This is a genomic window from Streptococcus sp. 3167 (assembly GCF_013277175.1).
In the GTDB taxonomy this organism is placed as follows: Bacteria; Bacillota; Bacilli; order Lactobacillales; family Streptococcaceae; genus Streptococcus; species Streptococcus pseudopneumoniae.
The window spans coordinates 1-11,143 of the sequence record NZ_VMML01000096.1 but is presented as its reverse complement, the minus strand read 5'-3'; the positions used below and the strand labels follow the sequence as shown (position 1 = coordinate 11,143).

Sequence of the window (11,143 nt, the reverse complement as noted above, 5' to 3'; positions counted from 1 at the left end):
CTATACACCCCGATAACTGTATAAATCTTGATGTGTGTGTCTTCGGCTGGTGGGAAGTCTAGGGTGATGTCTTCGTACTTGTCATTGAGCGATACGAGGCGTAAGCGTCCGTTTTCGGTATAGATCTTCTTAAAGTAAGAACGGTCTCCGTATGCGATAACTGCTAGGTCTCCGTTGTAGGTAGTCAGTCCCTTGTCTACTAAATAGAGAATATCTCCGTCTTGGTAGTCAGGTTGCATGGAGTCTCCGCTGACCTTGGTCGCAATATCATGGCGTGGCGGTTGCTCGTCAACCTCTATAGTCTCTCTATCTGTATCGTCGTAACCAAATCCATAGTTAAATCCAGAAGCTGCTGCCGTTTCAGATACTACCTCAACTTGATACAAGCTGATAACTTCCGATACTTCGTTTTTCTTCGTTTTTCTTCGTTTTGCTCTGTGTACATCTCGCCGTTTGCGTCTTGACTCTTCAGAAGCTCCTCAGAAGTCCGTAGGACGATTTTTTTATTATCTGGGGTTAATTGTACCAACTTATCATTTATCTGCTGTGTGAGCGAATCTAGGGACGCTGTGGGGGTGTCTGCTTTACGAATAGGTGGAAATAAATCGTCAATAGTTACGCTGAGAGCAGAGGATATTTTAAACAAAGTATTCTTTTTAGGAGTACGGAAACCTTTTTCATAGTTTGCTATAGTTGTATCACCCATATCCACTAAAGTAGCTAATTCTTTTTGCGTCAATCCGCGCTGTAATCGATATTCTTTTATTTTTGTTCCGATGTATATAGCTAATTCTTTGTCAGTCATATATTTCTCCTGAGTGTTTTATTAAGTAGATTATAACAAAATATTCACGGAAAGAAAAGTTTTTTTGTTTTTTCGCAAAAAAACTATTGACACTTCACGAAAAGTGAGGTATAATTAAATCATGGTTGAGGTAATCAATCAAATAAATACAGGAGGAAAAGAGATATGCGGAGACGCAAAAAGCCTGAAAAGGCAACAAAAAAAGAGCCATGGCTTGACGGTCCTAAGGCTCTGGTTATCTCAACAGTGATTACAGCCAGTGTTGAGTTAATCAAACACTTCTTGAAATAGAAGTGGGGTGAGCGGGGCGAAAGCCCCAAAGCTCACTATTAGTATAGCATATCTCGAAAGATTTGTCATGAAAGACAAGAAGAAATTTTGGAATGTGGTCTGCTGGACGCTAACCGGTTTTATCTGGGTGTACTTCATCTGGAAATGGTTTTTTTAAAATGAATAGGAGGTGATTATGGTTTGCAAATTCTTTTATATAAACTGAGGAAGGAAAAGAATATTTCTCAGAAAGAAATGGCAGATGTTATTGGAAAAAGCGAGAATAGCTATCGCAACAAAGAATTAGGTAAACAAGATTTTAAACTGAGTGAAATGTTCAAAATCGCCCATTATTTCGGTAAAGAATTGGGCGATATATTCACACCTCAGACTTCACGAAAAGTGAAATAAAACACCTAACATCAAAGAAGGTCAAACTTTTTTCAAAATCGATAGAATAATTCTATCAAAACTGTTGACAAGTACCAACAGTTTTGAAAAGACCTATTAGTAGAAAGGAAAAAGTCAATGTATGGAGCGAAAATGAGGGAGCTGAGAACGGCTCAAAAGCTGGGCTTGCGTGAGCTTGCTAAGCGAACCTTGATAGACTACACGACCTTGTCTCGTATCGAGAACGACCTGAAGGCAGTGACGCTGTCGCAGGCGGTGGTCATCGCCAAGGCGCTAGGGTGTAGAGTGGAAGATATGTTGTAGGAGGAAATAATATGAACAACGCAGCGCAAAAAGTAACACGGATTGACAGAGATGCCTGGGAGATCGCTACGGAGCTGGCGAACGAATACGGCGTATCTATTTGTCACATCATCAGCGAGAGCGTCCGCTACTGTGCAGAGAATGCCGAATTTAAGGAGATGGACGTTGTCGTTAAACGATTGGTAGTCGGCAGTAAGGTGCTGGAGTAGGAGGGTGGAGATGGAAGTTTTTCTTTATGTGGTCATTGTATCAGCTATTACTTCATTTTTGGTGACGGTAATGCTATTGCGAGGATATTCGAATAGATTGACCGAAATGCTTGAGAATTTTTTTGACAATGAATTGCAAGCACGAAAAGAGATACAAAAACTTACTTTAGATACAATGGATAGAATTGCTAACAAAAAATAGAACAAAAAAATTCACTAATAGGAGGGGAAGAGATGAATGCAAATGTAAATGTATTTTATGAATTAACTTGTAAAGACTTGAACGAAGCGATTGACGCAAAAAATAAAATCATCGCCAATACACTTGACGATGAAACTGTTGAGATAAAAATTGAATTCTTACGTGATGTTTGAACTGTAAAATCGCTCGGAGATGGTTCTATCGTAGATCGCGTAATAGAGCCATGGTCGATTGTCTGATAGCTGTAGCTGGAGAATCGCTTTTATTGCTCTCGTTTACAGTGTAGAACATTGCAGATGCCAATGTAGCATCAAGTACAAACTTGTCTATATATTTGTGTTTCTTGCTATCGGAGTAAGTAATTGTCAGTGTAATTCGACCTTTATAATCTGGGTCTATTGATGATGTAAATTTTTGTCCTGGGGCAATCATATTTCCGATAAGTGAGTTGAAGCGGTGTACAGAATTCAATGGATCCAATTCGCCATCTATCTGAATATTATCTATATATGCTGGAGTTTGGCCAAAGTTTTTAAAAACAAAGGTACGTTGTTGATTTTTAACTGCATAGACATCTACATAAACATTAATATAAGGCTTTGCCATATCCTCTGTAGCTTTCTTTGTTTGCCAGAGTGAAATGGTATTAAAAACAAAACCGATAACTGCAATTATTACTGTGATATAGAGTGTCCAAATCTGGACATTATCATTGGTGATTTGTGGCATTAGATCACTTCCTTTCTGCTTTTATTATAGCAAAAAGGAGAGAAAAATAGAAAGGAGAGGAAGATATGGCAAATAAGGGATTTAAAAATAGTTACATCGATAGAAAAAAATTAAGTAGTAGTCTTAAAACACTGATGACTCAACAAGCTATTGAAAGAGCAGAGCTTGCTGAGTCTCAGCGTAAGGAACTTGAAGAATTTCTTAAGGACCTGCTTTAATTATAGCAAAATGGGGACAACAATAGGAAGGAAAGAGATATGAGCAGCCTATCAAAAAATTTACTACCAATTCAAAATTTAGAAATTAAGATAGATAGCGACTCTAGTATTCCACGAGTTATTTTGAACGGGATTGATTTTCGAGCAGAAGATATTGGTCTTCAAGGTATCAAGATAATTTGGGAGACAAAGAAAGATGAAGTGCCAGAGACACTTATTCAGGTTGATTATATAAATAACCGTGAAGCGCCTCATATAGTATCTGTCAAACAGTCGTTTAAAAATACTTTACTTAAATAGCTCTGGCGAGTTTTATTTCATTATATCAAATTTAGAAAGGAATATTATGAACGAAATTTTTAATTTTCACGGGCAGGAAGTCCGTACTTTGACAATTGATGACGAGCCGTGGTTCGTTGGGAAAGATGTTGCAGACATCCTAGGATATAGCAAGGCTAGAAATGCGATTGCTCTTCACGTTGATGAAGAGGACGCCCTAAAACAGGGCATCCCTACTAGTGGTGGAACACAGGATATGTTGATCATCAACGAATCTGGTCTCTACTCTCTTATCTTATCCAGCAAGTTGCCTCAAGCTAAGGAGTTCAAGCGCTGGGTGACATCAGAGGTCTTGCCAGCTATTCGTAAGCAGGGCGGATTTATTCGCGAGGATTTGGACGAGGATGCTTTTATCGCTCTCTTCACTGGCCAGAAGAAATTGCGTGAGCAACAGACGACCATGCTGGAGGATATTGACTACCTCAAGAGTGAGCAACCGATTCATCCAAGCTATGCTCAGTCGCTCCTGAAGAAGCGTAAGGCTAGGGTTGTGGCTTGCCTGGGTGGCATTGATAGCCCAGCTTATGCGGATAAGATTTTTGCTCAGTCGGTATTTAGACAAGCTGAGATTGACTTTAAAGACCACTTCAACATTAGTCGCTATGACTTGCTACCCAAGAAGCATGCGGATGCCGCTCTAGCTTACTGGATGACGTGGGAGCCAAGCACCAATACCAAGATGAAAATCATGGAACTGAACGCATTTAGTCAAGCGTAGGGAGGGAAAGAAAATGAGACCAAGACGATATCCGTATAGTGGGAAAAGAAAAAAGCAATCTGATAGACAGATTGCTAAGTTAAAAAGAGATATTGATGTAAATCGTACAAATATATCATCTTTAAAATTCGTTATAGAAACTTTAAGTAACCATCAGATTGCTAAGTTAAAAAGAGATATTGATGTAAATCGTACAAATATATCATCTTTAAAATTCGTTATAGAAACTTTAAGTAACCATCAGAATTATCGATAACTTGATAACCTTGAGCAGTTGCTTCTTCGATAATTTCAGTTTTAGACATTTCAAAATCAGATAACTGAATTACTGCGCTAGGTTTATCAGTAGTCGACTCTGAAAAATTAGATAATAGAATATTATCGAGATTTTCCCAGGTTAGTTTCTTAACAACGTGGTTTGGCTTATGGCTAAGCTTACTCATTTTTTGAACCTCCTTTCTGTTAAATTTTTGACTAAAACGGGAGAGATATTAGTCAAGAGTATTATAGCAATTTAGGAGGATATTACATCAGTCTCAAGACCGATATAGGAGGTTAAATGGAAGACAAAATCATCGAACTTGCTGATTACTTCATCAGCGAATCTACAACATACAGAGAAGCTAAGATAGCATGTGAGAAGCTATTTAGACAAGTCAGCCATGAGATAGAACTCAGGGCGATGGAAAGTAAAACTTTTTAAACAAAAAAGCACCTAACGAAGTCAGGCGCATACTAAAATAATCAAAATCATTATATCACAAAAATGCTTGCCCGCATAGTTGAGAGGATGTAAAAAATGGAAGGTATAACGTTACAATTACGATTGGACGGCGAAAGTGCTGAATTGTTCACCAATCAATTACTGGCTTTTGCTGAAAAGCAGGTCAAGGAGCAGTTAGAGAATGATCGCATGCCAATCAATCAACAGGCTTTGATGGAGAAGTTTGGCTTCACTCATAGCTATATTAAGAAGTTAGAACGTAAAGGATTGAGATTTCGTAAGCAAGGGAAATATATTATGTACGATATTAATGATGTTTATGAGATTTTGGAATTAGAGAAAGAAGTACGAAAATTAAGAGCATAAGGAGAGAGAAGATGAATAATAAAAAAGCATACAAACATAAGATGAAAAAAGAGAATAGACCAGGTTTGCGAAATTTCTTTGAAAGATATGAGCACGAAGATGAAAATCTTAAAAAAATTGTACAAGATTTATCCAACGAGAAATTTAATCCACTTGACAAACCAAATGATTACAACGGTTCATTTGGTCATGATTTTATGTCGATAATGTGGGCAACTTTGCTTATTGATATTTTAAAAAATCTTAGAAAAGAAGTTTCGTCTTCTGCCAGTGATTTAGATTTAAAACTTGGATTTACTAAAGGATATCCGATGGCTAGTATTGTAAATACTCAGACAAAACCAACCAAAAAGAATGTAAAAATACTTAGCAAAATATTTGATAGAATGCATATTCTGTTTCCTGAAGAAACAAAACGAGCAAGAGAAAGAGAAAGCTTAGATAAATACATTGATGTGAATGAAATTTTACAGAGAACATTGTTACTTCATGGATTTAATGAATCCGCTAACGCTCTCAAAAATTATGAGAACGAAATCGATTCAGAACTAGAATCCGATGAACAAACAGAGACTGATAATAGAATTATGTCTAACATCTACGAACTAGTTATAAGTGATACCATTATTCAGTTTAACGAAGATGACACAGTGCTTAGTGTATTGAAGAAAATAAAAGAACAGACAAATTTGAAGTTTGAAGTTTTTGAAACACTGAAAGAAAAAGTTATTTAGGAGATTAAAAATGTTTGAACCACCGATTTTAGACCAGTTGATGGGAGTTGGAGCCTTGCTGATTGGATTTGCAGGAGCTTGCCGTCATATCAAATTGCAAGAACAACGAGAGGAAGAAGAGAGACGAGAAGAGCAAGAATTTGCGTCTATGATTATCCAAGGATACGAACGTGGTAGAGAGGACAAATGGCAAGAAATTCGCAAGAATATCCGTAGAGAGTTCAAAGGATTCACATATGACAACGAACCGCCTGTAGGCTTGCGCCCTGAGCCGTTAGCTTTGCCAGAACCTAAACAGTCTGCAATCAGACTTTTGTAATGATGAGGTCAGGAAATGGAAGAATTGATTGAATCGCTGGATAACCTGATTATGATTGTTAAAGAACTGGAAGGAAGGGAATCAACTTCAAGACATTTTATTACGACATGGGAAAACGATTATAAAAATCTATTACTAGTCAAAGAATACCTAACAGACTATAAAAAACTAGCTAAGGACTATCGTGATGTGGAGCTTAAAAATAAGCTGCTAAAGATTGAAAAAATGGAGCTGGAAGGCAGGTACATCTATGAGGATATGCGAATGAAGTATCGCGCTAACCGTAGGAAGTGGGGTGCTAGGTATGTCTGAAATTAAGTGGATAAAAATCACAACCGATATTTTTGACGATGAAAAGATTTGCCTGATTGATGCCTTGCCTGATCCTGATGCCATCTTAGTGATATGGTTCAAGATTTTGACACTTGCTGGAAAACATAACAGTAATGGTTTGTTGATGATGACTGATAAGGTTCACTATACAGATGAAATGTTAGCTACTATTTTTCGTAGACCATTGAATACAGTAAGAATGGCTATTGGAGTTTTTGAACAGTTTGGGATGATTGAGATTATCGATGGTATTATTAGCTTGCCAAATTGGGAAAAACATCAAAACGTTGACGGAATGGAGAAAATAAAGGAACAGACACGCAACCGTGTAGCCAAATACCGTAAAAAACAGAAAAATCTTGCTCTTGGTAACGTTACAGGTAACGTTACAGTAACGGACGGTAACGCACTAGAAGAAGATAAAGATAAAGATAAAGATAAGAATAAGAAAAGAATAACTACTACTAATAGTAGTGGTGGTCAAGAAAATATCTTAGAACTTTTTCAATCTGAATTTCGTAGGCTCTTATCTGGATTTGAGATTGAAGAAATTAACCATCTCCTAAATGAGAATGATGTGGATTTGGTGAAAGAAGCACTGAAGACTGCTATTAACTCAGGAAAGCCTAACATCAAATATATAGGTGGGATTTTAAGAAATTGGCAGATGAACAATATTACGACTGTTGAGCAGGTTCGTCAATCAGAGAAAAAGAATAAGGATAAGAAAGAAGAACAGGAGGCCAAGGACGAATGGGGATACTAGAACTAATTGAACAATTCGAGATTGACTATTATCCGTTAAGCTACGAGAAGAAAACTCTTTTAGCCAACCAACCAATTCATCAAGTGGTTGCATGCTTGTCTGAAATGGCTAGCTGGCATGAATGTGGAGGTCGTCTGTCATGGTAGACAATGTGTTTGAGGAGATTGCCTTATCTTATCACAGGAATACAGAACAACAAGATGAGTTTTGCGAAAAGCATAACATTCCTTTGATAAAGATATTGCGGACTGAGAGTGTTGTATGCCGCATGTGTGAATCTGAGCGGATCCATGAGGAGAATCAAGCAAGAGTGAATGAACTGGCCGACGCTGAGAATGAGCGAGAGAGGAAATACTATCTTGAGAAGTTTTCTCTTTATGATGAGGTTTTGAAAAATGCGACTTTGGACAACTTTGAGACCCCCACTGAAAAAGAAGCGGAAAAGCTAGCTTTTGCAAAGAGGATTTGTCGTGAGTGGTCTGAGGGGGCTAGGAACAACATCGTGTTACAAGGAGAAGCTGGAACTGGTAAGAGCCATTTGGCCTTTGCGATGGTTAAGGCTCTATCTGAGTACACGAAAGAGATTGCGATTTTTATCAATGTGACGGACTTGTTGATGAAGATTAAAGCTGATTTTAGTCAGGAAGAGTTTCTGGTCAATAAAATTGCCAGTGCTAAGTTCTTGGTTTTGGATGATTTGGGCATGGAAAAGGATAGTGAGTGGTCGTTTACTATCCTCTACAATATCCTGAATAAGCGTTCAAATACAATCATTACCACCAATTTGACTTCTGCTGATATTCAGAAAAGATATGGCAGACCCTTTATGTCCAGACTGATGAAGGGTGTAGATAAAGACCATTTGATGGTTTTCAATGACTTGACAAACAAGCGGAAGCACTATTTTTAGAACGGAGGTGGCTGATGTTTATTTTAAAGCATGGGACACGAGAGGATAAGCCGTTTCTGATGTCCGCTGTTATCGGTGTGACTGGCTTGGATATTTCGTGTTCTGAGGAGAAGAAAGCCATGCGGTTTGTTTCTAGGGCGGCAGCCTTACAGGTTGGAAAGGCTTTGAGGGGTTCCTTTGGGAACTTTTACCCTGTCGAGGTGGAGTGATGTTAGAGCTTTACTTCGTCTACAACGGGCACTGCAAGTTTTACCTTGGGAGGTTTGACAATGTCGATGATCTCATTGAGCAGATGGAAGACCATCAGTGGGCTTTCTCGGCTATCACTCATCCAAGGTTTCAGAAGCACATTGGTCAGCGGACGACACGGTTTGACTACGGTTCTAAGGATTGTTACTATTTAGCGACTTTTTCAGGAGGAGAAGAAAATGATTGAACTTATTAAAGAATTTGGAATGGCTATTCTGTGGTTATTTCTCGGCTATTTAATCGGAGAACGTGCAGCAAGAAAGGAAAAGAAAGATGATCAATAATGTTACGTTAGTGGGGCGCTTGACGAAAGACCCTGAATTAAAATATACGCCGTCGAATGTGGCGGTTGCTACCTTTACGCTGGCGGTCAATCGGAATTTCAAGGGAGCTAACGGCGAGCGAGAGGCGGACTTCATCAACTGTATGATGTGGCGCAAGCAGGCGGAGCTATTCGCAGAATGGTGCAAGAAGGGCAATCTGGTCGGTGTGACGGGTCGCATCCAGACAAGGAACTATGAGAATCAGGAGGGGCGCAGGGTCTATCTGACTGAGGTGGTCGCAGATGGTTTTGAGCGACTTGAAAAGCGTGATGATACAGCTAACCGTTCGAATATTGAGGAACAGATGCCAGGATACGCCCTTGAGGAAGATGATTTTCCGTTTTAGTGGGAGGTAAGAAATATGGTTGGAGTAACCTATCAGGAAATTCATCTCTTTGTTGAGTTTTTGAAAAAGCAGTATGGGCAAGGGCGTCCAGACTATATTGAAGCCCTGAACGACTTAGACGGTATGGCGGAAGTCTCCTATAGAGAAGCTATTGAAAGATTTTTAGACGATGAATTACGATAAACAGGTAGTAATCGAAGGACTGAAACGTACAATTGAGCAAAATGAAGAGAAGATAATCGAGTATTCGAAACCGTGCGATGCACGCAAGAGACGGATTAGAGCGCTGGAGCGCGATTTGTTGAAGAAAAAGAATAAAGAATTGAGGAAAAAAGTGGAGGAGTTGGAAGATGATGGAAGAGTTAAAGAAAAAAGTTAATGCAGTATACAATTGGACGGTAGAAGACGGGAAGCCGCAACCTCCCCAGCAAGATTTACCACAAGCAGTAAAAGACCGGGCGGACTATTTTTGGAAATGGCAGAAGATGGTATGACGTTTATGGGAGCGATGGAATGCATCTTCGCTGATGAAAAGCCTACCGACTATGATTTGGGAGCTACTAAGGGTTGGTTGCCAAAATCTAAGGAGTTTGATGATTGGATTGGCTATTCACCAGGCATGTCTCAGTTAGTTATTGCAGTTTATTTGATTTATGGAGGAAGCGAAGATGAATAAGCAGGAATTGATTAATGTCCCACGGATTTTGTTCCCTATCGGAACAGAGATTTTAATAAAAGGGGAGATAGTTGGCTTAAAGGTGCTTGCTGACAGGTTTGTTGAGAATATTGTTAAACTCGATTACGGCGAACAAATTATTGCTCCAAACGATGCGATTTATGTCAAGGACGAACCGCAACCAGTCAAAGTTCCGCAGTTTGTGGCTGAATTTATCACAGAACAGAAAAAACTGGGGCATACACTGTCCTACTCAATAGACGCAAGCATGTCTGACATAGTAGCAGAATGGTACTGGGATAATTCCGAACTCTTCGCACTCGCTTGGATTTTCGGCTACGAGGTCGAGGAAGAGAAGCGGTATATTGTTAGTCTAAAGAATGGACAACCTTTGACTAAAACGCAATCAGGGAAGGCTCTTTATTTTAACCAAAATATAATTACTGGAAATTATAAATTCACCCGCAAAGAACTAGAAGAAGCTGGTTTCGGCTGGGTGTTCGATTGTCCAGGGATTGAGATTGAGGAGGTTGAGTGATGAATCTTAGACAAAAAAGAAAACATTACAAATATTCTTATCGATATTTTGTAGCTTGGTTTTCTGTCTATGATGAAAGTTTTTCCATTCCATGCCCGAAAAAATATAAGAAAACACTCAAACAAAAATTAAAAATTAAAAAAACTTATGATTACGATGAATGTTGTAGAAAGTATTGGTTATACGAGGAATACTCTGGCAACATACCAAAATTCATGAAAGAAAAGGAGGTGGAGTGATGAGCCTTACGCTAAATAGCACAATTCGAGACTTAGTTTTGGCAATCGGAGAAGTTATCGTGGGTTCTGATGGTAAAACCACTACAGCGATACTGGAGATACCTGATCAAAGCTTTTACTTAGAGATTGAGCTTAAATTGAAGGAGGAGGTCATAGATTGAAACGTTTTATCGCAATCTGGATTCTGGTATCTGCTGGACTAAACATCTGGCAGATGGACAGGATTGCAGAACTAGAAAAGAAAAAGCCGATGGTTATCTACAAGGCGGATAACGCAGGCGCTGAGATTTTCGGTAAAGTCGTCGAGAAAGGACGACACGGCAAATTATACACGCTTACGATTCGTGACTACGGGGTGTTTGTGGTTACGAAGGACGTGTATGAGAAAGTGAAAGTTGGGGATGAGGTACTACTAT

At 38.9% G+C, this 11,143-nt stretch carries 27 protein-coding genes and 2 pseudogenes; 26 read left to right on the top strand and 3 right to left on the bottom strand.

The window, feature by feature from the left end; translation table 11 throughout:
• Window positions 1-805: pseudogene (locus HT678_RS10835) on the bottom strand (S24 family peptidase); the annotation flags it as partial.
• A gap of 165 nt (window positions 806-970) precedes the next feature.
• Between HT678_RS10835 and HT678_RS11825 the strand changes: the two are divergent.
• The 6 genes from HT678_RS11825 to HT678_RS10810 all read left to right on the top strand — a co-directional run bounded on the left by HT678_RS11825 (window position 971) and on the right by HT678_RS10810 (window position 2,373).
• A complete protein-coding gene (locus HT678_RS11825; protein ID WP_007284831.1) occupies window positions 971-1,096 on the top strand; it encodes a hypothetical protein in 126 nt (41 codons plus the stop codon).
• 180 nt (window positions 1,097-1,276) lie between these two features.
• Window positions 1,277-1,486, top strand: a complete 210-nt coding sequence (locus HT678_RS10830) for a helix-turn-helix transcriptional regulator (RefSeq protein WP_001166514.1) — start codon at window positions 1,277-1,279, stop codon at window positions 1,484-1,486.
• A gap of 132 nt (window positions 1,487-1,618) precedes the next feature.
• Window positions 1,619-1,789 (top strand): helix-turn-helix transcriptional regulator, encoded by a 171-nt coding sequence (locus HT678_RS10825; protein ID WP_238375694.1) that lies wholly within the window; start codon window positions 1,619-1,621, stop codon window positions 1,787-1,789.
• A gap of 11 nt (window positions 1,790-1,800) precedes the next feature.
• Window positions 1,801-1,998, top strand: a complete 198-nt coding sequence (locus HT678_RS10820) for a hypothetical protein (RefSeq protein WP_001057655.1) — start codon at window positions 1,801-1,803, stop codon at window positions 1,996-1,998.
• Between the two features lie 10 nt (window positions 1,999-2,008).
• The gene (locus tag HT678_RS10815) at window positions 2,009-2,200 is read left to right on the top strand and encodes a hypothetical protein (RefSeq protein ID WP_000451679.1); all 192 of its coding nucleotides are present in this window, start codon (window positions 2,009-2,011) and stop codon (window positions 2,198-2,200) included.
• 32 nt (window positions 2,201-2,232) lie between these two features.
• On the top strand, window positions 2,233-2,373 hold the full coding sequence (locus tag HT678_RS10810; RefSeq protein ID WP_000993373.1) for a hypothetical protein: 141 nt from the start codon (window positions 2,233-2,235) through the stop codon (window positions 2,371-2,373).
• 25 nt (window positions 2,374-2,398) lie between these two features.
• Here HT678_RS10810 and HT678_RS10805 read toward each other — a convergent pair whose 3' ends face one another.
• Window positions 2,399-2,929, bottom strand: coding sequence for a hypothetical protein (locus HT678_RS10805; RefSeq protein ID WP_001135683.1), 531 nt, complete (start codon window positions 2,927-2,929; stop codon window positions 2,399-2,401).
• Between the two features lie 65 nt (window positions 2,930-2,994).
• Here HT678_RS10805 and HT678_RS10800 point away from each other — a divergent pair, with 65 nt between their 5' ends.
• Genes HT678_RS10800 through HT678_RS10790 form a run of 3 tightly spaced genes read left to right on the top strand, consistent with a single transcriptional unit; the run spans window position 2,995 to window position 4,204 of the window.
• A complete protein-coding gene (locus tag HT678_RS10800) occupies window positions 2,995-3,147 on the top strand; it encodes a hypothetical protein (RefSeq protein WP_001284486.1) in 153 nt (50 codons plus the stop codon).
• Window positions 3,148-3,186: 39 nt separating this feature from the next.
• Complete coding sequence (locus HT678_RS10795) at window positions 3,187-3,447, top strand: hypothetical protein (protein ID WP_023940072.1); 261 nt, start codon at window positions 3,187-3,189, stop codon at window positions 3,445-3,447.
• A gap of 46 nt (window positions 3,448-3,493) precedes the next feature.
• On the top strand, window positions 3,494-4,204 hold the full coding sequence (locus tag HT678_RS10790; RefSeq protein WP_001002355.1) for an ORF6C domain-containing protein: 711 nt from the start codon (window positions 3,494-3,496) through the stop codon (window positions 4,202-4,204).
• Between the two features lie 218 nt (window positions 4,205-4,422).
• Here the strand turns inward: HT678_RS10790 and HT678_RS10785 are convergent, their stop codons facing one another.
• Window positions 4,423-4,647, bottom strand: a complete 225-nt coding sequence (locus HT678_RS10785) for a hypothetical protein (RefSeq protein ID WP_000040988.1) — start codon at window positions 4,645-4,647, stop codon at window positions 4,423-4,425.
• Window positions 4,648-4,763: 116 nt separating this feature from the next.
• On the opposite strand from HT678_RS10785, the gene HT678_RS10780 reads away from it, so the two are divergent.
• The 17 genes and pseudogenes from HT678_RS10780 to HT678_RS10700 form a co-directional block, all read left to right on the top strand.
• The gene (locus HT678_RS10780) at window positions 4,764-4,907 is read left to right on the top strand and encodes a hypothetical protein (RefSeq protein ID WP_166736997.1); all 144 of its coding nucleotides are present in this window, start codon (window positions 4,764-4,766) and stop codon (window positions 4,905-4,907) included.
• 96 nt (window positions 4,908-5,003) lie between these two features.
• A complete protein-coding gene (locus HT678_RS10775) occupies window positions 5,004-5,294 on the top strand; it encodes a hypothetical protein (RefSeq protein ID WP_000398533.1) in 291 nt (96 codons plus the stop codon).
• 11 nt (window positions 5,295-5,305) lie between these two features.
• Window positions 5,306-6,028, top strand: a complete 723-nt coding sequence (locus tag HT678_RS10770; protein WP_001060361.1) for a hypothetical protein — start codon at window positions 5,306-5,308, stop codon at window positions 6,026-6,028.
• A gap of 10 nt (window positions 6,029-6,038) precedes the next feature.
• A complete protein-coding gene (locus HT678_RS10765) occupies window positions 6,039-6,347 on the top strand; it encodes a hypothetical protein (protein ID WP_166736996.1) in 309 nt (102 codons plus the stop codon).
• Between the two features lie 15 nt (window positions 6,348-6,362).
• Window positions 6,363-6,659, top strand: coding sequence for a hypothetical protein (locus HT678_RS10760; RefSeq protein ID WP_000391808.1), 297 nt, complete (start codon window positions 6,363-6,365; stop codon window positions 6,657-6,659).
• A complete protein-coding gene (locus HT678_RS10755; RefSeq protein WP_166736995.1) occupies window positions 6,652-7,446 on the top strand; it encodes a phage replisome organizer N-terminal domain-containing protein in 795 nt (264 codons plus the stop codon). The genes HT678_RS10760 and HT678_RS10755 overlap by 8 nt, the downstream gene beginning before the upstream one ends.
• Window positions 7,434-7,592: a hypothetical protein gene (locus tag HT678_RS10750; protein WP_000511766.1), complete on the top strand. Its 159-nt coding sequence runs from the start codon at window positions 7,434-7,436 to the stop codon at window positions 7,590-7,592. The genes HT678_RS10755 and HT678_RS10750 overlap by 13 nt, the downstream gene beginning before the upstream one ends.
• Window positions 7,586-8,356 carry an ATP-binding protein gene (locus HT678_RS10745; RefSeq protein WP_000228207.1) on the top strand — a complete coding sequence of 257 codons (771 nt, stop codon included), beginning with the start codon at window positions 7,586-7,588 and terminating at the stop codon, window positions 8,354-8,356. Before HT678_RS10750 ends, HT678_RS10745 begins: the two co-directional genes overlap by 7 nt.
• Window positions 8,357-8,370: 14 nt before the next feature.
• Window positions 8,371-8,565 (top strand): hypothetical protein, encoded by a 195-nt coding sequence (locus tag HT678_RS10740; RefSeq protein ID WP_000470300.1) that lies wholly within the window; start codon window positions 8,371-8,373, stop codon window positions 8,563-8,565.
• On the top strand, window positions 8,565-8,792 hold the full coding sequence (locus HT678_RS10735; RefSeq protein ID WP_031236483.1) for a hypothetical protein: 228 nt from the start codon (window positions 8,565-8,567) through the stop codon (window positions 8,790-8,792). The genes HT678_RS10740 and HT678_RS10735 overlap by 1 nt, the downstream gene beginning before the upstream one ends.
• An 86-nt stretch (window positions 8,793-8,878) precedes the next feature.
• A complete protein-coding gene (ssb, locus tag HT678_RS10730) occupies window positions 8,879-9,274 on the top strand; it encodes a single-stranded DNA-binding protein (RefSeq protein WP_000609557.1) in 396 nt (131 codons plus the stop codon).
• 15 nt (window positions 9,275-9,289) lie between these two features.
• Window positions 9,290-9,457, top strand: coding sequence for a hypothetical protein (locus HT678_RS10725; protein ID WP_000233205.1), 168 nt, complete (start codon window positions 9,290-9,292; stop codon window positions 9,455-9,457).
• Window positions 9,444-9,653 carry a hypothetical protein gene (locus tag HT678_RS10720; RefSeq protein WP_138701074.1) on the top strand — a complete coding sequence of 70 codons (210 nt, stop codon included), beginning with the start codon at window positions 9,444-9,446 and terminating at the stop codon, window positions 9,651-9,653. The genes HT678_RS10725 and HT678_RS10720 overlap by 14 nt, the downstream gene beginning before the upstream one ends.
• Window positions 9,625-9,950: pseudogene (locus HT678_RS10715) on the top strand (hypothetical protein). Before HT678_RS10720 ends, HT678_RS10715 begins: the two are co-directional and overlap by 29 nt.
• Entirely contained in the window at window positions 9,943-10,488 is a 546-nt protein-coding gene (locus tag HT678_RS10710; protein ID WP_138701075.1) for a DUF1642 domain-containing protein, read from the top strand. The pseudogene HT678_RS10715 and the gene HT678_RS10710 overlap by 8 nt, the downstream one beginning before the upstream one ends.
• Complete coding sequence (locus HT678_RS10705; RefSeq protein WP_138701076.1) at window positions 10,488-10,727, top strand: hypothetical protein; 240 nt, start codon at window positions 10,488-10,490, stop codon at window positions 10,725-10,727. The genes HT678_RS10710 and HT678_RS10705 overlap by 1 nt, the downstream gene beginning before the upstream one ends.
• Before the next feature lie 157 nt (window positions 10,728-10,884).
• On the top strand, window positions 10,885-11,143 hold a 259-nt coding region (locus HT678_RS10700), incomplete at its 3' end, for a DUF1372 family protein (RefSeq protein WP_138701077.1).